This window comes from Rhodopseudomonas boonkerdii, from assembly GCF_021184025.1.
GTDB lineage: Bacteria > Pseudomonadota > Alphaproteobacteria > Rhizobiales > Xanthobacteraceae > Tardiphaga > Tardiphaga boonkerdii.
In genome coordinates this window covers 1,371,074-1,391,695 of record NZ_CP036537.1, presented here as the reverse complement: position 1 = coordinate 1,391,695, position 20,622 = coordinate 1,371,074, and the positions used below count along the sequence as shown (strand labels likewise).

Here is a 20,622-nt window from a genome sequence, read left to right as displayed (position 1 = left end):
GCCGCGCGTCATCATGTCAGCGACTTTAGTCTAAAAGATCGGTTTCCCTCGTGTCTTCAACGGCTTGATGCCGTTCTCCCGGAGATCTGCTGTGAACAATATCCGCTCCACCCTCGCGGCCGTCCGGCGGATCGCGATCCCCTATTTCAATTCCGAGGACAAATGGGCGGGGCGCGGACTGCTCGCGGCGGTGATCGCCATCGAACTCGCGGTGGTCGGCCTCAATGTCCTTTTCGCGCGCTGGAACAACACGTTCTACAACGCGCTGCAGGATCGCAATTTCGATGCCTTCATCTATCAGCTCGGCTATTTCGCCGTATTGGCCACGCTGAACATCGCATTCAAAGTCTATCAGCTTTATCTCAATCAATGGCTGCAGATCCGCTGGCGACGCTGGATGACCGAGCGCTATCTCGGCCACTGGCTGACGTCGGCCAATCACTACCGAATGCAGCTGCTCGGCGATTCCGCTGATAATCCCGATCAGCGTATCGCCGAGGACACCCAGCTGTTCGTCGATCGCACGCTGGTACTCGGTGTTGGCGTGCTGTCTTCCATCGTCACCATCGCTTCATTCGCGACCATGCTGTGGCTGATGTCGGAGACCGCGCCGCTGCATCTGTTCGGACGCGACATTCCGATTCCGGGTTATCTGGTCTGGGCCGCCCTTATCTACGCCATCGTCGGCACGGCGCTCACCCACCTGATCGGAAAGCCACTGATCGGGCTGAACTTCCAGCAGCAGCAATATGAAGCGACGTTCCGTTTCAACCTCGTCCGCGTGCGCGAAAATTCCGAACAGATCGCACTGTTGCGCGGCGAGCCGGCCGAACGCCAACGGCTGAAAGAACGATTCTCCGACGTCGTAGCGAACTGGCTCGCCATCATGAGCCGCACGAAGAAGCTCTCGGCCTTTACCAATGGCTATGGGCAAATTTCATTGATCTATCCCTTCGTCCTGCTCGCGCCAGCTTACTTCGCCGGCAAGATGGAGCTCGGCGGCATCATGCAGGGATTAACCGCGTTTCAGAGCGTGCAAGACTCACTGTCTTTCTTCGTAACGGCCTATCGCACGCTGGCAGAATGGCAGTCTGGCGTTGCACGTCTTGACGGTTTCGAGAGGGCGATCGCCAATGCGCAGGCGATAGCCATGCGGGGCGACGCCATCGCCATCACGGCCGGAGCGCCAGATGCGATCAATCTGAGCGATTTGGAGGTCGATCTGCCGAGCGGCAGACCACTGGTGGCGGCAACGCATGTTGAATTGCCGAAGGGTGAGCGCACGCTGCTCACCGGTCCCTCGGGAGCCGGCAAGTCCACGCTGTTCCGCGCCATCGCCGGCATCTGGCCGTTCGGCCGGGGGCGGATCGCTGTTCCTACGGACGCGACGATGATGATGCTGCCGCAGCGTCCGTATTTTCCGGTCGGAACATTGCGCGAGGCAATCGCCTATCCGGCCGCCAGCGACACGTTCGACGATGCAGCCATCGCCAATGCCATCTCCGCCGTCGGCATGCCTGCGCTGGCCAAGCGGCTCGACGAGGACGCCCACTGGAACAGGATGTTGTCACTCGGCGAGCAGCAACGGCTCGGGGTCGCCCGTGCGCTCCTGCACCGACCGGGCTATCTGTTCCTCGATGAGGCCACCGCATCGCTCGACGAGCCGTCGGAAGCGGCGCTCTACAGGCTGATCGAAACGCGGCTGCCGGACACGACCGTGGTGTCGATCGGCCACCGCGGCACGTTGCATGCCTTCCACCGGCGCAATGTGGCCCTGCGGAAATCCGGCGATCGATACGAGCTGGCGGAAGCGCAACCGGCGCCCGCTGGTTAGCTGGCCGGCTTCGTCGTTTCCGCGGACGGTTCGGCGGCGAAGCGCGCCAGCGTGATTTTGGCGAGGGCGTGATAGAGGCCCTCGTCCAGCACCAGCCGCGACGCGCCGTTGGCGATCAGCGCAGCGGCCATCAGCGGAATGACCATGGCGTGATTGTTGGTCATTTCCGAAGTGATGACGAAGGCGGTGATCGGCGCGCGCACGACGCCGGTGAGATAGGACACCATACCGATCAGCACGAGCGCATCGAGCGGCACCGGAGGCAATAGCGGCGCGAGATCCGCGGCGATGCCGGCGCCGATCGCCAGCGACGGCGCGAAGATGCCACCGGGAATGCCCGAGATCGCCGACAGCAGCGTGGAGGCATATTTCCAGACACCGAAACCATGCGCGACGGCATTGGGGCCGTCGTGAATGATCGCATGCGCCTGCTCATAGCCGGTACCGTAGACATGAATGCCGCTGGCAAGCCCGCACAGCGCCACGCCGAACCCGCACGCGCCTGCAAACGCCACCGGATGCCGCTTGATCGCCGTGCCGATCCGGCCGGGCAGCCCGAGCGCAAAACGGATCAGGATGCGGCTGAAGATGCCGCCGAGCACGCCGCACAGGATCGCGCAAACCGGCACCACGACCCAGGCGGCGCCCAGCGGCAGCACGGCCGACGGCGTGCCGAAGTAATGATATTCGCCCAGCAGCGCCAGCGAGGTGAGGCCGGCGGCGACGATGGCGCCGATGACGAGGCCGGAGGTACGCATCTCGAAGGAGCGGCTCAGCTCTTCGATGGCAAAGACGATGCCGGCGAGCGGCGTGTTGAACGCGGCGGCGACGCCGGCAGACGCCCCCGCGAGCAGGAAGCCGGGCTGGCGATAGGGCGCGAAGCGGCCGAGCGCGGCCATGACGGCGCCGCCGACCTGCACCGTCGGTCCCTCGCGGCCGGTCGAGGCGCCGAACAGAAGGCCGAGCGACATCACGACGACCTTGCCGAAACCGACGCGCAGGGAGACCAGCGGACCGCGCTGCTGCTGCGGCAGCTGCAGCGCCGCAATCACCTGTGGAATGCCGGACCCCTGGGCGTTGGGGAAGACGGCGACCGCCAGCCACATGCACAGCGCAAAACCGAGCGGCGTCACCAGCAGGCCCGCATAGGGCGAACGCCCGAGCATGAGACCGAACAGATGCTGCGCCTGATCCGCGAGCCACGCCATGGCGATAGCAGCGAGACCGACACAGACCCCGCCGGCCACAAACAGCATGTGCCGGGTCCAGCGCTTGCGTGCGAGACGGGAGCGGAGGCCAAGATGAGAGAGATAGCGGCGGGTCTTCATTGCAGCGGGGATGTTGCAGGTCTCATGCCGCGCAGCAATCCCGGCACCGGGAGAGCAGACCTGCGCAAAGCAAAACGGGCAGCGATCGCTCGCTGCCCGTTCGTATCCAACCGAAGGTCGGAAAATTTTACTTCAGGTTCGTCGCCGCCGTCAGGTCAGCCGACAGCTTGGCGATGAACGAGGCACCGCACCACTTCGAGACACCGACACCGCTGGTGTTGAGCGAAGCGCCGAAGTCGCTGGTGATCGCGTTGCAACCTTCCTGCGACAGGTTGGAGTCGGAGTAACGCAGGTCGAGGGTGAAGACCTTGTAGGTGAAGCCGACACCGACGTTCCAGGTGTTGTAGTCGGGCAGACGGGTGGTCAGATAGAAGGCATCGGTGGTGCCCAGCCACTGGCGGCCGAATTCACCCGAGATATAGGCGCCGACGCCGCTGCTGCCGAACCAGGCGGTCGGAGCGGTGAGCTTGGCGTTGATCGCCGCATAGGTGGAGTCGAAGCCGAAGTTCAGGAAGTTCGGCGAATAGAAGGCCGAAGCGCCGGCGGCGAAGTAGTCGTTGAAGGTGTAGGTGAACTTGCCGTAGGCCTCATAGTAGGACACGTCCTTCTTCATGGCATTGCCGTTGGCAAGGAAGTTCGAGCCGGCGGGGCAGACGCCCTCAAAGCCGGAGCCCGGCGGATAGTCGATGCACTGGCCACCCGGATACAGATAGCCCCAGACACCGAAGTCGAAGGCAGCCGCGCCGAAGGTCGGGCGGATACCGGCATAGACGTCGACTTCAGCGGCAGCGCGGTTGGCGAAGGAGATGCTGTTGCCGGCCACGCCGACATAGAGCTGCAGGTCCTTGTTGATGTTGTAGCGCGGCTCGAAATAGGCCGAGACCGAGGCGTTGCGGTTCGACTGCGAGATACCGCGGAAGACGTAGTTGTTGGTGATCGCCGCACCGAAGGCGACATCCCACGGATCATAGGGAGCCACGATCGGCGGCGCCTTCTTGTACAACTTGGCGCCCAGATCAGCTGCCGAAGCCGTGGTCATCCCCATCGCCAGAACCGCGGAAGCGGCAACGACTAACTTCTTCATGACATTCCCCATCACTTTTGAAACCAAGCAGCTTCGTGTCGAAACGACGGCGAGACCGCGAAAATCTTTGGACCGACGCAACTTTGGGGCGTGACAGGTACACGGTGAAGGAGAAAAAACGGGCAATTGCCGCCTATTTGGGCGAACGCACGTTTCCGTGAGCGGTTGCGGCGAAGGTGTTGCAAAACCAGCACGGTTTTTGAGGGGTTCTAGCCCTGGATGAGGCGCGCTGTGGAATACCGGGCCACCGGGATAGTCAGTTCCGGTCCAGGTCCAGCCTGCGGTATCTGACCATCCAGCCACACATGTCCGAATCGACGTGGAGCGCCCGCGAATCGCTCCAAAGAAAAGGCCGCAGCAAAGCTACGGCCTTTCGTCGTCGCGACAACATGAGATCCGATGTTACTTCGAGTCGTCCTGACCGGGCGACTCGACCGGGGCGCTCCCGCCGCTCGAATGCCCTTCGACAGGGCCGTGCTCCGGTTCGGGGTCCGGCGACGGGTTCGGCAACGTCCAGCTCGGGCTGCTGTCTTCCGACAGCGGCAGTTGGGGGGCGACGGCCTTCGGCTTCGGCACACGCGGCTTGCGTGGCGGCTTCGGCGGCAACGGCGCGGGAGCCGGAGCCTCCATCGCGGCAGGTGCCGCCGCAGCGCTCGCCATCAATTCGTTCGCGACGGTGACCTTCGCCTTCGGGGCCTTCTTCGCTGCGGCTTTCTTCGCGGGCGCCTTGGCGGCCTTCTTCGGCGCCGCTTTCTTCACAGACTTTTTGGGCGCAGCAGCCTTCTTGGCCGCCTTCTTCACGGCTTTCTTAGCTGCCTTTTTCGCGGCCTTCTTGACGGTTTTCTTCGGCGCTTTCTTAGCTGCCTTCTTCACCGCTTTCTTAGAGGAGGCCTTCTTGGGCGCTGCTTTCTTCGCGGCTTTCTTGGCGGTCTTCTTCGAAGCCTTCTTGGACGACTTCTTGGCTACCTTCTTCGCAGCCGTCTCCGCCTGCTTGAGCTTTTTCAGCTTCTTTTTGTCTTTCTTGTCCTTCTTCGATTTCTTGTCTTTAGCCATCGTGGTGCTCCTGTTGCCGCCGACCGACCGGGAACGGCGTTCAAATCTCCGCGCCAGGCGGGGCCATAGACGGGTTCACTTCGACGCAAGCGGCTGCGAGCGCATAGCGCGCGCAACATCTCTTTCTCGTCGGATTGGATCGATCAGTTCAATCCTGGCCTGGGACCGCCCGTCGCCCAATCGAGAAGCTCAATCGTATGTACGACCGGGAGATCCGTCCCGCCGGCGATCTGGACCATGCAGCCGATGTTGCCGGCAGCGATAACATCCGGCTTGATGCTCGCGATGTTGGCGACCTTCCGGTCGCGCAAACGGCTCGCGATATCAGGCTGGAGCAGATTGTAAGTCCCCGCCGAACCGCAACACAAATGGCTCTCCGGGATATCTTTCACCACGAATCCATTCTTGGAAAGCAATTCTTTGGGCGCCTGAGTGATTTTCTGCCCATGCTGCAGCGAACAGGCCGAGTGATAGGCCACAACCAAATTGCTTCGTTGATCAGGTATCGGCAGTTCCAGCGCGCTCACATACTCGCTGATATCCTTTGCCATCGATGACACTTTTGCTGCGGATGCAGCAAATTCCGCATCCTCACGCAGCATGTAGCCGTAGTCCTTTATGACAGTGCCGCAGCCCGATGCGGTGACCAGGATGGCATCGAGACCACCGCGATCGGCCTCCCCAAGCCACACGCTGATATTGGCCCTGGCCCGCGCGAGCGCATCGCCGTCGCGGCCGAGATGATGTGTCAGAGCCCCACAGCATTGCTCGTCACGAACGAGTACGACCTCGACGCCATGACGAGTCAAAAGCCGGATCGCAGCCTCATTGATGCGTGGCGCCAGCACCTGCTGGGCGCACCCCTGCAGCAGCGCCACCCGGGCACGCCGGGGTCCGACAGCGGGAAACACGGTGCCGCCGGCAGGGCCGGCGGGCGGAAGCTGCTTCGGCGCCATGGTCAGCATCGCCTTGACGCGGCTGAGCAGGTTCGGATTTGCCTGCTTGCGCGTGGATGGCAGCAGGGCCGCAAGCGGGCGCGCGAACCGCGCCATGGTCATGCTGGCGCGAAACAGCGCCGGGCGCGGCAACACGAAGGCCAGCACGTCGCGCAGCAGCCGCTCGGGCAGCGGCCGGACATACTCTTTCTCGATCTTAACCCGCGCCTGATCGACCAGATGCATGTAGTTCACACCTGACGGACAGGTCGTCATGCAGGACAGGCACGACAGGCAGCGGTCGATGTGTTTCACCACATCCTCCGTCGGCTTCTGATCCTTCTCCAGCATCTCCTTGATCAGATAGATGCGGCCGCGCGGACTATCGAGCTCGTCGCCGAGCAGCACATAGGTCGGGCAGGTGGCCGTACAGAACCCGCAATGCACGCATTTGCGCAGGATCTTGTCGGCCTCCGCAATATCGGGATCCGCCAGTTGGGCCTTCGAGAATTCAGTTTTCATACCGAGAGACTCCGCGACATCCGGCCGCGATTGAGAATGTTCCTGGGATCGAAACTCTTGCGCACACGCTCCCCCAAAGCCGCGACGCCGGGGGCCTGCGGGTGGAACACGTCAACGACACGGCGGACATCGTCCGGCGCGCGGATCAGCGTGGCATGGCCGCCGGCGGCATCGACCAGCTTGCGAAGCTGCGGCGCCTGCGCGTCGGCGGAAGGTGGCAGTGCGGCCCAGATGAGACCGCCGCCCCAGTCATAGACGACCTCCCCTTGCGACCGCCTGGCGATCTCCTGCCCGAGCTTGCCGCCCGATGCCGGCGGGCAGACGATCCGCCAGACCGGCCACATGGCGCGGGGACCGCTGGCGGCGAACGGGACGACGTCGCGGATATCGGCCCATAGCGCAGCAGACTGGCTGTCCTCGATGATCTCGGCCGCGCCGTAGGACTGCAGCAATTTGCTGAGCGAAGCGGCGCGGCTCGATGCCGATGCGGTGATGCCTTCGAGACGGATCAGGGTGACCGACTGATCGGCTGCCGCGATCTCACCGAGCGGCCCCTGCACGGTGCGCAGCGCCGAGCCCGGCAGATGCGCCGCGCCGGAAATGTCATAGGGCGAGCCGAGCGCTGCGGTCATCGCCCTGTTGGCGGCGATGTCATCGAGGCCACGCAGGATCAGCGTGCGCTCGGCCTCGGCGCGCGGCATCACCTTCAGCGTCACTTCGGTCATGACGGCGAGCGTGCCCCAGGCGCCGGTGATCAGCTTGCAGACATCGTAGCCGGTGACATTCTTCACCACGCGACCGCCCGCCTTGAAGCTTTCGCCAAAGCCCGACACCGCATGCACACCGAGCAGATGATCGCGTGCGCCGCCCGCCTGGATGCGCCGCGGCCCAGCCAAACCGGCGGAAATCGCGCCGCCGATGGTGCCGACATCGGGCGTGCCGAGCAGGCGCGAGGTGTTCATCGGTTCGAATGAGAATTGCTGGTTCTTGGTATCGAGCAGCGCCAGCACATCGGCAAACGGGGCGCCGGCCTGCACAGTGAGGATCAACTCGTTCGGCTCATAGGAGGTGACAGCATTGAGCGCGGAGAGATCCAGCACTGCATTGGTCGCGACCGGCTGACCGATGCTCCGCTTGGAGCCGTGACCGAGGATCTCCAACGGCTGCTCACTGGCGATGGCGGCGCGAACGGCGGCCTCGACGTCCTGAGCGTCTCTGACTTTCAGTGTGTCCACGATGAAAACTTGTTTTTGTTAATTGAACAGGAGACGTCAGTGACAACCCTCCCCCTTGTGGGGAGGGTCGGCCGAAGGCCGGGGTGGGGGTGCCCCACGTGACGTCGGCGTATGTGGCGCCCCCCACCCGTCCGGCCTATCGGCCGGCCACCCTCCCCACCGCGCATGGCTTCGCCATGCGCGGTGGGAGGGAAAGCGCGCCACATGTTTTCCGGAGACAGCACCACCATCATCAAAACCGCGGCAAGTCGGGAAAGGCCAGCTTGCCGCCATGCACATGCACGCGGCCGAGTTCGGCGCAGCGATGCAGGGTCGGGAACACCTTGCCGGGATTGAGCAGGCCCTGCGCATCGAAGGCGCATTTGATGCGCTGCTGCTGGTTGAGATCGATCTCGTTGAACATCTCCGGCATCAGGTCGCGCTTCTCGATGCCGACGCCATGTTCGCCGGTGAGCACGCCACCCACCTCGACGCACAGACGCAGGATGTCGGCGCCAAACGCTTCGGCCTTCTCCATCTCGTCCTCCTTGTTCGCATCGTAAAGGATGAGCGGATGCAGGTTGCCGTCGCCGGCATGGAAGACATTGGCGACGCCAAGACCATACTTGGCCGACATCTCCTTCATCCGCCGCAACACCAGCGGCAGCGCGGCGCGCGGGATGGTGCCGTCCATGCAGAGATAGTCCGGCGAGATACGGCCCACCGCGGGGAAAGCCGCCTTGCGGCCGGACCAGAACAGCAGGCGCTGCTGCTCGGACTCCGAAATCTGACAGGTCGTCGAACCGCATTTCAGCGCGATGGCCTCGACACGTTTGATGAGCTCGTCCACCTCGACGGCGGGCCCATCGAGTTCGACGATCAGCAGCGCATCGACATCGAGGGGATAGCCGGCATGGACGAAGGCTTCGGCGGCGTGAATCGCCGGCCGGTCCATCATCTCCATGCCGCCGGGAATGATGCCGGCGCCAATCACATCGGCGACACATTGGCCCGCCGCTTCGACCTCGGCGAAACCGATCATCAAGGCGCGCGCCGTCTCCGGCTTCTGCAGGATGCGCACGGTGACTTCGGTGACGACGCCGAGCAAGCCTTCGGAGCCGGTGATGATGCCGAGCAGATCGTAGCCCGATGGCTCCGCCTTCTTGCCCCCGATCCGAATGATCTCGCCATTCATCAGCACGATCTCGCAACCGAGCAGATTGTTGGTGGTCATACCGTATTTGAGGCTGTGGACGCCGCCGGAATTCTCCGCGACATTGCCGCCGATGGAACAGGCAATCTGAGACGACGGATCGGGCGCATAATAGAAGCCCGCATGCGCGACGCCCTGGCTGATGGCGAGATTGGTGACGCCGGGCTCAACGACGACGGCGCGGTTGTCGAAATCGATCTCGCGCACGCGCTTGAACTTGCCCATGCCGAGCAGCACCGCATCCGCCAGCGGCAAGGCGCCGCCGGACAGCGAGGTGCCCGAGCCGCGCGGCACCACCTTGATGCCATTGTCATGGCAGTATTTCAGGACTGTCGAAACCTGAGCGGTCGTCTCCGGCAACACCACCACCATCGGCGGCTGCCGATAGGCGGTGAAGCCATCGGATTCGTAGGGAAGCATTTCGGCCGCGCTGGAAATCACGCCCTCACCCGGCACCAGCTTGCGCAGGGCCGCGATGATGGCATCGCGTCTGGCGAGCACGGCTTCGTCTTTCGCCGGCATCATGATAGTCATCGAGCGCTCGTCCCGTTTCGTTGACGCGATATCGCACCGCGGCTTGCTTTTGCTGAATCAATCACGTCCGTCCGGGTTTGAACAGATAACGAAAGCATGAGCTGCGGACAGGGGTATGCACTTGTGCATCCTGCAATGCGTGTGCGAAAATTCGGTACGGAAAGCCACAAATGAGCCATCCATGAAAAGAATGAACTTCGCCGCGCTCGCTTTCATCGCGGCTGCGACCGCATCGCCGCTTGCCTACGCCCAGGACGTCGCGGCCGGCAAATCCTCCTTCAACAAATGCATCGCCTGTCATGCTGTCGGCGAGAACGCGAAGAACAAGGTCGGACCCGAGCTGAACGGGCTGAACGGCCGCAAATCGGGCAGCGCGGCCGGCTATTCCTATTCGGAGGCCAACAAGAATTCCGGCCTCACCTGGGACGAGGCGACGTTCAAGGATTACATCAAGGATCCCAAGGCAAAGATCCCCGGCACCAAGATGGCCTTTGCGGGCATCAAGAAGGAGACCGAGATCAACGACCTTTGGGCGTTCCTCGCCCAGTTCGATGCCGAGGGCAAAATCAAGCAGTAAACGCGCCTCACGGTGTCCCGGACGCGCTGCAGCGTGCAACGCTGCCGCGCAGAGCCGGGACAAGAAATTCCTTAAACGCTCGCCGCCATCTTGGTGGGCAGCACCGCCTGCACCACGAGGCCGCGGGCGCGCGCATCCATGACGCCCACGGCGCGCAGGGCCAGCAACGTCACCGTCTGAACGGCGTCGCGCAATTTCATGAGATCGTCAAAGCTGTCCGGCGCCATCGGTCCGACCAGCGCTTCATGCAGCGCCCCGAGCAAGGCGGCGGCGGCCAATGCCGTGTCCTGCGCCGGCAGATGGCCGGCACGGATCGCCGCATCGATGCGCAATTCGATCTCGCCGGCAATCTCGCGGCGGCTGGTGAGACGGGATTCCGTCACATCGACCTCCACAGGCTCGGCCAGAATGCCCCAGGCAAGCTTGCGGTTGGATACGACGTGGACCGCCACCGTCGTGACGGCGGCTGCCAGAGCGGAAGACGGGCCGGGTGCGGCATCCGCGGCCCGGCGGATTGCCGTCAGCTCGTCGCGCGACACATCGGCGATCAGTTCGGAGATCAGATCGGCCTTGGAGGGGAAATAACGATAGACCGTTCCCGCAGCCACATTGGCACGGACCGCCACCGGGGCGATCTGCACCGCCGCCATGCCGCCTTCAGCGCAGGTTTCGCGCGCAGCGGCCAGAATGGCATTGCGCCGCGCCGCCAGCCGCTTCACGACCTGCTGGGTACGTCGATAGACCATGAGTTTATCCCGCGTCCTGCTTCCCTGCCCGCCTGACAGCCGCGCCAAGGAAGATGCGTGAGTTCAAGGTTTTGCGCGGATTCGACTGGTCGGCCGCGAGAAGAGATGAACACCAGTTCAGACTCTTTGACAAGGCATTTTGCGCATAGCGGGATTCAACTTTTCGGGCAGGTCCCTAGCCGCCAAAACCCATCGCGCGGGCCGCCGCGGCCACCGCCATACCAACGATGACAGCGACGAAGTCGTTGCGTCGGATGACGGTCACCGCCATGGCGGAGAGAATGGCGAAAATGACGACGGGCCCGCCATTGACCGCCACCGGCAATGCGGCGGCGACGATGATCGAGCCCGGCAGGGCATCGAGCATACGGCGCACGCGCGACGTGACATTCACGTAGCCCATCAGCCAGTAGCCGCCGAGCCGCGACGCGACGGTGACCGCCGTCATGACCGCGAAAGCAAGCATGACATCGCTGCGCAAAAAGTCAGTCACGCCGCGGCTCCCGATGGCTCCGGCTCATCCAGGAAACCGGCACTGATCGCCCCGGACAGCGCGCCGGCGATAATGAACCACCAGCCGGCGACCAGCCAATGAACGACAAGTGCAACGATCCCGGAGACCACCCATGGAATGGCGCGGCGGGGGCCCTTCCAGGCCGGCACGAGCATCGCCGCATAGAAGGCCGGCATCACCAGATCGACTCCGTACTTCTTCGGATCGGTCAGTTGCTCGGCCAGCAGGAAGCCCGGGATCGCGGCGACCAGCCAGACGAGATAGAGCACGATGCCGCCGCCGACATAGAACATGGCATCGGCGCCGCCGTGATCGCGATAGCGCATCGCCGCGAGCCAGCCACCATCGGTGACCAGCAGCATCGCGGGATAGGCCTGCCAGGGCGGCAGCGTGCCGAACCACGGACGCAGCGTCGCGCTCATCAGCATGAAGCGGATATTCACCGTGAGCGTCAGCAGCGCCAGAGTGGCGATGGTGGCCGGCGTCAGCACGCTTGGCCACGACTGCACCGCAACAAATTGCGACAAGCCACCATAGACGGTGCCCATCATCACGACGACTTCGGCCAGCGAAAAGCTCTTCTGCGCGCACAGCGCACCGAATGCCATGCCGAAGGCGAGCGTGCCGGGCAACATCGGCCCGATAGCAACGATGCCGGGCACAATGGCGGCCTTCGACCAATAGGCCGGAGCTTTCGGAATGTGGGTGCTGTGCATGGCGCAATCCGCGTGATGCCAACATCGGTGCTGGCATCACGCGGTCAGGTCAAGCGCTGCTGCATCATGAGCGCCATGCACGCGGATATGAGACGAAAGGCCGATCTCACTCCCAGCTCAGCGCGCCACCGTTCTGATATTCGATCACGCGCGTCTCGAAGAAGTTCTTCTCCTTCTTCAGGTCCATCGCCTCAGACATCCACGGGAACGGATTGTCCGTTTCCGCAAACACCGGCCCGAGGCCGAGCTGCGCGCAGCGACGATTGGCGATGAAGTGCATATAGGTCTCGCACAGCGTCGAATTCAGCCCAAGGAAGCCGCGTGGCATGGTGTCCCGGCCGTAGGCCGCTTCGAGCTCGGCGGCTTCGCGGATCATGGTGCGGATCTCGTCCTGGAACTGCTTCGTCCAGAGGTGCGGGTTCTCGATTTTGATCTGGTTGATGACGTCGATACCGAAATTCAGGTGAATGGATTCATCCCGCAGGATGTATTGATACTGTTCGGCGATCCCCACCATCTTGTTACGTCGGCCGAGCGAGAGGATCTGCGCGAAGCCGGTATAAAACCACATGCCTTCGAAGATGACGTAGAACGCGACGAGATCGCGGACGAAAGCCTGATCGTTCGCCGGCGTCCCGGTCCTGAAATCGGGATCGTCGAGATGCTGTGTGTGCTTCAGCGCCCAGGCCGCCTTGTCGGTGATCGACGGCACTTCCCGATACATGTTGAACAGCTCCCCTTCGTCGAGGCCCAGGCTTTCGACAACGTATTGGAAGGTGTGCGTATGTACGGCCTCCTCAAAAGCCTGGCGCAGCAGATACTGCCGGCATTCGGGATTGGTGAGATGGCGATAGATCGCCAGCACGATGTTGTTGGCGACCAGCGATTCCGACGCCGCGAAGAAGCCGAGATTGCGCTTGATGGCGCGGCGCTCGTCCTCGGTGAGGCCGTCACGCGACTTCCACAGGGCGATGTCGGCCTGCATGGAGACCTCCGTAGGCATCCAGTGATTGTTGCAGCCGGCCAGATATTTCTCCCACGCCCATTTGTATTTGAGCGGCAGGAGCTGATTGACGTCTGCGCGGCAGTTGATCATCCGCTTTTCGTCGACGGAGACACGGCCGCCGGAGCGGTCGATTTCGCCGAGGCCGGTCTGATCGATCGGACCTTCCGGCAATGGGATGAATGCGAGTGTCTTGGCGGCGGCGGTGGTATCGGACCAGTCAAGCATGGGGTGTTCTTTCTCAATATCAATCTCAGCCCTCATGGTGAGGAGCCCGCCGCTTGGCGGGCGTCTCGAACCATGGAGCGTGGGGCATCCTTCGAGACGCCGCTGCGCGGCTCCTCAGGATGAGGGAGGAGTGTGTGGAGACGTGCCCTACTGGCACGCCTCGCATTCGGGATTGTCGATCGAGCAGGCCATCACGGTCGACAGATCCGGCGCAGTGACGTCCGACGACTTCACCAGGATCGGTGCGCTTGCGGGCTTGGCGGAGGTTGCGGACACAGCGTTCAGCTTGCCGTCGGTGCCCTTGAGCGTCGACTTCTCCACATGGGTCGCGCTGCGCGAGCGCAGATAGTAGGTCGTCTTCAGGCCCTTGATCCAAGCCATGCGATAGAGCTGATCCAGCTTCTTGCCCGACGGACTGGCGATGTAGAGATTGAGCGACTGCGCCTGATCGATCCACTTCTGGCGACGCGCCGCGGCCTCGATCAGCCACGCACTGTCGATCTCGAACGAGGTCGCATAGAGCGCCTTGAGATCGCCCGGCACCCGGTCGATGGATCCGACGCTGCCGTCGAAATATTTCAGGTCCGAGACCATCACCTCGTCCCACAGCCCGCGCTTCTTGAGATCGCGCACCAGGAACGCGTTCACCACCGTGAAGTCGCCCGACATGTTCGATTTCACATAGAGGTTCTGATAGGCGGGCTCGATCGACTGCGCGACGCCGCAAATATTGGAGATCGTCGCCGTCGGCGCGATCGCCATCACGTTTGAATTGCGCATGCCGATCGCCTTCACGCGTTCGCGCAGGCTGCTCCAGTCGAGCGTGGATGAACGATCCATATCGAGGCCACCGCGTGCTTCGGCCACCAGCTCGATCGAGTCGATCGGCAGAATGCCACGACTCCACAGCGAGCCGTCGAAGGATGGATAGCGACCGCGCTCGGCAGCGAGATCCACCGATGCCGAAATCGCATGATAGGCGATCGCCTCCATGCTGGTATCGGCGAACTGCACCGCGGCATCGGACGCCATTGCGAGGCCGAGCGTATGCAGCGCGTCCTGATGGCCCATCAAGCCGAGACCGACCGGGCGATGCTTGAGGTTGGAGCGGCGCGCTTCCGGGATAGTGTAGAAATTGATGTCGATGACATTGTCGAGCATGCGCATCGCCGTCGTCACCGTGCGTTGCAGGCGCGCATGATCGATGCCTTCCGCAGTGACGTGATGCAGCAGATTGACAGAGCCGAGATTGCAGACGGCAACTTCCTCGTCCGATGTGTTCAGCGTGATCTCGGTGCAGAGATTCGACGAGTGGATGACACCCGCATGCTGCTGCGGCGAACGCAGGTTGCAGGGATCCTTGAATGTGATCCAGGGATGGCCGGTCTCGAAAAGCATGGTGAGCATGCGCCGCCACAGATCGGTGGCCCGCACCGTCTTGAACACGCGCATCTCGCCGCGCGCGGCCTTGGCTTCGTAGGCTGCGTAGCATTCGGCAAACGGCTTGCCGTAGAGATCGTGCAGGTCCGGCGTTTCGTCCGGCGAAAACAGTGTCCAGTCGCCATCCTGCTCGACGCGCTGCATGAACAGGTCGGGCACCCAGTTGGCGGTGTTCATGTCGTGGGTGCGGCGGCGATCGTCGCCGGTGTTTTTGCGCAGATCGAGGAACTCCTCGATGTCGATGTGCCAGGTTTCGAGATAGGCGCAGACTGCGCCCTTGCGCTTGCCGCCCTGATTGACGGCGATAGCCGTGTCGTTGGCGACCTTCAGGAAGGGCACCACACCCTGGCTTTCGCCATTGGTGCCCTTGATGTGCGCGCCGAGACCGCGCACGCGGGTCCAGTCGTTGCCAAGGCCGCCGGAATATTTCGCCAGCAGCGCATTGTCCTTCACCGACTTGAAGATGCCATCGAGATCGTCGGCGACAGTGGTGAGAAAGCAGGACGACAGCTGCGGGCGCAGCGTGCCGGAATTGAACAGCGTCGGCGTAGATGCCATGAAATCGAAGGATGAGAGCAGATTATAGAACTCGATCGCGCGCGCTTCGCGGTCGATCTCGCGCAGCGCAAGGCCCATGGCGACACGCATGAAGAAAGCCTGCGGCAGTTCGATGCGATGGCCCTGTACATGCAGGAAATAGCGATCGTAGAGCGTTTGCAGCCCGAGAAACTGGAACTGAAGATCGCGCTCCGGCTTCAGCGCCGCGGCAATCTTCTTGAGATCGAAGCGCGCGAGTTCAGGATCGAGCAGCTCGGCTTCGATGCCGACCTTCACATAGGCGCCGAAATATTCGGCATAACGCGTGCTCATATCGGCTTGCGAGGCCGAGCTCCGCACGCCATGCACATAAGACAGCACTTCGGTGCGCAGCTTGTCGAGCAGCAGACGCGCGCTCACATAGGTGTAGTTCGGCTCCTGCTCAACCAGAGTGCGCGCAGCCATAATGCCGGCCAACGCAAGCTCGTCGAGCGTGATGCCGTCGTACAGATTGCGCTTGGTTTCCTCGAGCACCGGCGCCGGATCGACACCGTCGAGGCCGCTACAGGCTTCGTTCACGATCAGCGCAATACGCGCCGCGTCCAGCAGCACGCGGCTGCCGTCGGCGAGCGTAACGTGAAGCGCAGGCATGTTCGGTACCGGGACGGACTGCACAGCTGTCTCCTCCGCCCGGCGGCGGGCGCGCTCCTCGCGGTACAGCACATAGGCACGCGCGACCTTGTGATGCTCGCTCCGCATCAGTGCGAGTTCGACCTGGTCCTGCACATCTTCGATATGGAAGGTGCGGCCCTCACCGATCCTGCGCGTCAGCGCGGCCACGACTTCGCCGGTGAGTTGCTCCACCGCTTCATGGACACGGCGCGACGCCGCCGCCGTGTTGCCCTCGACGGCGAGGAAAGCCTTGGTCATCGCCACCGAAATCTTGCCCGCATCGAAGGGCGAGACAGTGCCGTTGCGGCGGATGATCTGCATCGCCGGCTCGCGCGCGGGGACGATATTGGATTCGGCAGACAAAGAAGCGAGCACGACCGGATCGTGGCCGTTGGAGAGAGCGTGGGACATGGAAGGCATCGGCAGGACCCCGTGAGATGCATGTAGCTGTGGGGGCTGGGGCCGATGGTGCGTGCATCATGCCAGGCGAACGCGCGGCAAAGCCTGCAAGCGACCGCTGGGACACCCCGCCCATGGACGTTTCTGGTGTCACGGCAGGTCTCCTGGCTCGCAGGTCACGGCTTGCTTCGGTCTTCCCGGGGCAAAAGCCCCAGTGACGCGGTCGAAACAAACTCTCTGCTTACAGTTGCGGGGGCAGCGCCGGCCTTGCTCCCATTGGAACGCACCAGCTTCCCTCTTAGCCACCAAGTCTTGCGACAGGATGGACCGTAACGCCTACATTTGGTGTGAGCCGCCATGACGTGTCAAGCCGCCAAGGGCGTCGTACACGAAGAAATCAGCCGGGACCGCCAGTGCCGTGGGCAACCCCGGACGATTCGAAGGGTCTCGCATCCCCGGATCCGGCTCGATACGAATTGCCAATGCGGGCGGCGATCAAGCAGCCGACCAGGAGCGACGCCCCCAGTCCGGTCGGTGCCGCGCCCAAGAACTGATAAGCGACAAGCAGGACGATCGCGAGGCCAAGCACCGGCAATTCGTGGCGGAGAAAGCCCTCCGACAAGCCCACCCGGACGATGAAGCCGATGGCGATGGCGAGCACCATCACGTCGTAGAGAAACAGATAGGGCGTCGCCAGCACCGCGCCGACGGCCAGGGCTGCCGCCTTCCATTCATAACGTTCATTGCTGCGCCAAAGCCGGATCAGCGACACCGCGACGGCGGCGACGAGCATCCAGTGCAGCGTCCATGCCAGCGTTTCGCTGCCGTCGAAATAGCGCACCAATGCGAACAAGCTCTGCATCTTGCCCCATGGCGCGCGTCCCTCGACAAGAAAGGCCTGTGAGAACATCGGCATCCATTTGAAGAAGGCCTGCCAGCTCTCGGTGCCGAAGGCGAGCCATGACAGGAGAACCAGCGCAATGGTGGTGACGGCGGCAGGGACGAAAACACGCCACTGCGCGGCAGCGATCAACACCAGCGGAAACAACACGCCGTACTGCGGCTTGTAGCTGAGCAGGCCGAGGCAGATGCCGGCAAGGACCGGCCGCGTCGGCAGCAGCACCAGCATGCCACCGATCAGCGCCGCAGTGAGAAAACCGTTCTGTCCGACCAGCACATTGGTGAAGACGACAGGGAATCCGAGCGCGAGCAACAGCCCGAACGGACGACCGACGATCGCGCGCATGGCGACGAGATAGGGAATGGCGCTGACACACGCCCATCCGATGAAGGCGACGGGATATGACAGCTTCGCGAGTATTGCCGCAATGAACAGGAAGGGCGGCGGATAGTGCCAGGCAAAATTGCCGGGATAGGTCCGGCCAAGCACGGCGACCTGGATCTTCTTCTGAATGTCCCAGTCATAGGCCCAGGCCGGATGACCTTCGAGCGCCAGCCGGCCTGCGGACCAGACATTCACGAAGTCGGTTGGCGAGCCAAGCCCGTTGTCTTCGAAGATCCAGCCGCGCCCGTAATAGAGCGGGAAGAAGACGATCTGCAGGATCGCGAGAACCGCGCACATCGTCACCAGCGCCGGCGGAACCTGTCCGCGGCCGGGAGGCGTCAGATGCAACGGCGTCGTCATGAGGTCCCCGCGACGGGTGAAATACGCAGGCGACAGTGCCGGTGGAAGTTTGAGGAAGGTTTAAGTGAACCGCATTACCCGGAAACGAAAAACGCGGCCTTTTGACCGCATTTCGTAGTTCGGTGAGGCGAGCGTTACGGCTGCGGCTCGCGTCCGGATCGGAATCTGGACGCGAGCGCGACTTGCCGAGGAGCGGCACTGCAGACCTACGCAGACCCGACAGCTCCAACACCGAATCGCGGTTCAGCCTTCTGCCGTTCAGTAATTTTCAACAGCCACTGGGCATGCCGTACTTCGGCGAAGTGACGTCAAGCTTTGCAGCCTCTGTGCTAGTTTCCGGACTGCAGCTCTCCAAAACGCTCCCACTGCTTGCCGGTAAAGCGCATGAACTGCATCTGCTCGACCGGCAGATGATCGACCGGGCTGGTGTTGATCTTGATGCCGGGCAGCAACATCGATAGCTCGAGATTCTTGATATTGAACGCCTGCTTGAGAATGTTCTCAGTACTCAGATCATCACCGCATGCCCTCAGCACGTGTTCAAGCGCCATGCCGTTGTTGAAGCCGTTGACAAAATTCTGATCGCGGACATCGCCGTCCGGCATATACTTGGCCATGAAAGCCCGCCATTCCTGCGCACCCGGATCGTCTTTCCAGGCCGGATCCATTGGATCCTTGACATAGGCCGATGAGATAATGCCGATCCCGGCATCGAGGCCGGCTGGCTCCATCACTGTCGAAATCCAGACCGAGACGTTGGTGAGAAACGTGAGCGGCTTCCAGCTGATCTCATGAGCTTTTCGGATTGCCTGCGCGGCGAATTTCGGCGTCGCGGCGATGATAAGCGTATCGGCACCGGACGCCTTGAGTTTAACAATCTGCGAGTCAATCGTCGGATCTGTAATCTCATAGGTCGCGGCTGTTACCCGCTGATCGTACTTGTCACCGAGTACATCCTTGAGACCGGCGAGATAATCGCGGCCAAAGTCGTCATTCTGCGAGAGGATAGCGAACTTCGCTTCGGGATTTTTCATCAGCGCGTAGCGCGCATATAGCCGCGCCTCGTAACGGAATGGCGCCATCACTCCCATTGTCGCTTGAGGATATTGTGCAATGTCGCCGAACTTCGACGCGCCGGAGGCTATGAATAGTTGCGGGATCTTCTTGCCCTGCAGATATTTGGCAATCGCGGTGTTGTGCGCGGTACCCATGGTGGAGAAGATCAGCGCGACTTCGTCGTTTTCCACCAGTCGCCGCGTTTGCTCCACCGTCTTCGGCGGTACGTAGCTATCGTCGAGTGATATCAGGTTGACCTTGCGGCCGTTGATGCCGCCGCGGTCGTTGACCATCTTGAAATAAGCAACTTCGCCCTTGCCCAAGACACCGAAAGCAGAGACCGGACCGCTATAAGGCATGGTCTGGCCAATCCTGATTTCAGTTGCTGTCACCCCGGGATAATTCTGCGCGAAACAAGGCGTCGCAACAGTGACAATGGCCGCGAACGCGAAGATTTTGGATCCGAACTTCAGTCGCATGTGATGTCCCCTCCGGTTCTTTTGATGACGCCGCGTTGAGCGGTCTGGATCAGCCAAGCCTCCTTGTTGGAAGTCTTGCGCAGGCGATCCGGCAGCAATCTTAAGGCTGCCCACCAACTTGGCAACATAAAATATATTTTTCTTAGAAAGTAGATTTTATAGACGCTCTCGCTTACGATTCCAAACGCTTCGGGAGCCTTTCATGTCCACCAGCGCCACTCATACGATTTACGAACGGTTGCGCTCCGATCTGCTGACAGGCCGGCGGCGACCGGACGAGCGGCTCAAAATAAATGAACTTGGCCTCGCCTTTCAGGTCAGCATCGGTGCCGTCCGCGAGGCCTTGTCGCGACTGACGTCAGAAGGCCTCGTCATTGCCGAGCCACAACGCGGCTTTCGCGTTGCGCCAGTCTCTCTGGCCGACCTCCGGGATCTGACGATGGTGCGCACTGAGATTGAGGTACGATGTCTGCGGCGCGCCATCGCATGCGGTGACGCCGCCTGGGAGGCGGCCATCATCGCCAGCCATCATCGGCTTGTTCGCACCGAACTGCATCCGAAGGACGGACGACCTGGTTTCAGCGATGGCTGGCTCGCTGCTCATGCTGATTTTCACAGGATGCTGACCAGCGCCTGCGACAGTCCATGGTCGCTCAAGTTGCGCGAGATGCTGTTCACGCAAAGCGAGCGCTACCGCGATCTGGCACTGATAGCTGACAAAGGGGAACGCGACGTGCAGCGCGAGCACCGCGAACTCATGGAAGCCGTGCTGGCCCGTGACGTCGATCTGGCCATCACGCGCATAACTGCTCATCTCGCGCTAACGACTAAAAGCATCGAAACGGCATTTCACAGGCAGCCGGCAAACGATTCCGGACACCGCTGAATCGCTG

At 62.2% G+C, this 20,622-nt stretch carries 16 protein-coding genes and 1 riboswitch; of the genes, 3 read left to right on the top strand and 13 right to left on the bottom strand.

The features are described from left to right. Positions 1–91: 91 nt before the first annotated feature. A complete protein-coding gene (locus E0H22_RS06460) occupies positions 92–1,834 on the top strand; it encodes an ABC transporter ATP-binding protein/permease (protein WP_233024823.1) in 1,743 nt (580 codons plus the stop codon). Here E0H22_RS06460 and E0H22_RS06455 read toward each other — a convergent pair. From E0H22_RS06455 to E0H22_RS06430, 6 genes are all read right to left on the bottom strand, one after another. Next, positions 1,831–3,162, bottom strand: a complete 1,332-nt coding sequence (locus tag E0H22_RS06455) for a chloride channel protein (RefSeq protein WP_430715221.1) — start codon at positions 3,160–3,162, stop codon at positions 1,831–1,833. The genes E0H22_RS06460 and E0H22_RS06455 overlap by 4 nt on opposite strands. A 127-nt stretch (positions 3,163–3,289) precedes the next feature. Next, positions 3,290–4,246: a TorF family putative porin gene (locus E0H22_RS06450; protein ID WP_233024821.1), complete on the bottom strand. Its 957-nt coding sequence runs from the start codon at positions 4,244–4,246 to the stop codon at positions 3,290–3,292. A gap of 402 nt (positions 4,247–4,648) precedes the next feature. Beyond that, positions 4,649–5,299: a hypothetical protein gene (locus tag E0H22_RS06445; RefSeq protein ID WP_233024820.1), complete on the bottom strand. Its 651-nt coding sequence runs from the start codon at positions 5,297–5,299 to the stop codon at positions 4,649–4,651. A gap of 143 nt (positions 5,300–5,442) precedes the next feature. Next, positions 5,443–6,756: a glycolate oxidase subunit GlcF gene (gene glcF / locus E0H22_RS06440; RefSeq protein WP_233024819.1), complete on the bottom strand. Its 1,314-nt coding sequence runs from the start codon at positions 6,754–6,756 to the stop codon at positions 5,443–5,445. Further along, positions 6,753–7,991, bottom strand: a complete 1,239-nt coding sequence (locus E0H22_RS06435) for an FAD-binding protein (protein WP_233024818.1) — start codon at positions 7,989–7,991, stop codon at positions 6,753–6,755. The genes glcF and E0H22_RS06435 overlap by 4 nt, the downstream gene beginning before the upstream one ends. Positions 7,992–8,223: 232 nt before the next feature. After that, on the bottom strand, positions 8,224–9,717 hold the full coding sequence (locus E0H22_RS06430; protein ID WP_233024817.1) for an FAD-linked oxidase C-terminal domain-containing protein: 1,494 nt from the start codon (positions 9,715–9,717) through the stop codon (positions 8,224–8,226). Positions 9,718–9,898: 181 nt separating this feature from the next. Between E0H22_RS06430 and E0H22_RS06425 the strand changes: the two genes are divergently transcribed. Then, positions 9,899–10,294, top strand: coding sequence for a c-type cytochrome (locus E0H22_RS06425; protein ID WP_233024816.1), 396 nt, complete (start codon positions 9,899–9,901; stop codon positions 10,292–10,294). Positions 10,295–10,365: 71 nt separating this feature from the next. Here E0H22_RS06425 and E0H22_RS06420 read toward each other — a convergent pair whose 3' ends face one another. From E0H22_RS06420 to E0H22_RS06390, 7 genes are all read right to left on the bottom strand, one after another. Next, positions 10,366–11,040, bottom strand: a complete 675-nt coding sequence (locus E0H22_RS06420) for a TetR/AcrR family transcriptional regulator (RefSeq protein WP_233024815.1) — start codon at positions 11,038–11,040, stop codon at positions 10,366–10,368. Positions 11,041–11,215: 175 nt separating this feature from the next. Next, entirely contained in the window at positions 11,216–11,533 is a 318-nt protein-coding gene (locus E0H22_RS06415; RefSeq protein ID WP_233024814.1) for an AzlD family protein, read from the bottom strand. Further along, positions 11,530–12,270 carry an AzlC family ABC transporter permease gene (locus tag E0H22_RS06410; protein ID WP_233024813.1) on the bottom strand — a complete coding sequence of 247 codons (741 nt, stop codon included), beginning with the start codon at positions 12,268–12,270 and terminating at the stop codon, positions 11,530–11,532. Before E0H22_RS06410 ends, E0H22_RS06415 begins: the two co-directional genes overlap by 4 nt. Positions 12,271–12,376: 106 nt before the next feature. Beyond that, positions 12,377–13,501, bottom strand: a complete 1,125-nt coding sequence (locus E0H22_RS06405) for a ribonucleotide-diphosphate reductase subunit beta (protein WP_233024812.1) — start codon at positions 13,499–13,501, stop codon at positions 12,377–12,379. Between the two features lie 147 nt (positions 13,502–13,648). Next, positions 13,649–16,561, bottom strand: coding sequence for a ribonucleoside-diphosphate reductase subunit alpha (locus tag E0H22_RS06400; protein WP_233024811.1), 2,913 nt, complete (start codon positions 16,559–16,561; stop codon positions 13,649–13,651). 125 nt (positions 16,562–16,686) lie between these two features. Beyond that, positions 16,687–16,896: riboswitch (cobalamin riboswitch) on the bottom strand. Positions 16,897–16,946: 50 nt separating this feature from the next. Next, entirely contained in the window at positions 16,947–18,194 is a 1,248-nt protein-coding gene (locus E0H22_RS06395) for a glycosyltransferase family 87 protein (RefSeq protein WP_233024810.1), read from the bottom strand. Between the two features lie 329 nt (positions 18,195–18,523). Next, positions 18,524–19,729: an ABC transporter substrate-binding protein gene (locus tag E0H22_RS06390; RefSeq protein WP_233026172.1), complete on the bottom strand. Its 1,206-nt coding sequence runs from the start codon at positions 19,727–19,729 to the stop codon at positions 18,524–18,526. A gap of 202 nt (positions 19,730–19,931) precedes the next feature. Here E0H22_RS06390 and E0H22_RS06385 point away from each other — a divergent pair, with 202 nt between their 5' ends. Beyond that, a complete protein-coding gene (locus E0H22_RS06385; RefSeq protein ID WP_233024809.1) occupies positions 19,932–20,615 on the top strand; it encodes a GntR family transcriptional regulator in 684 nt (227 codons plus the stop codon). Positions 20,616–20,622 lie beyond the last annotated feature (7 nt).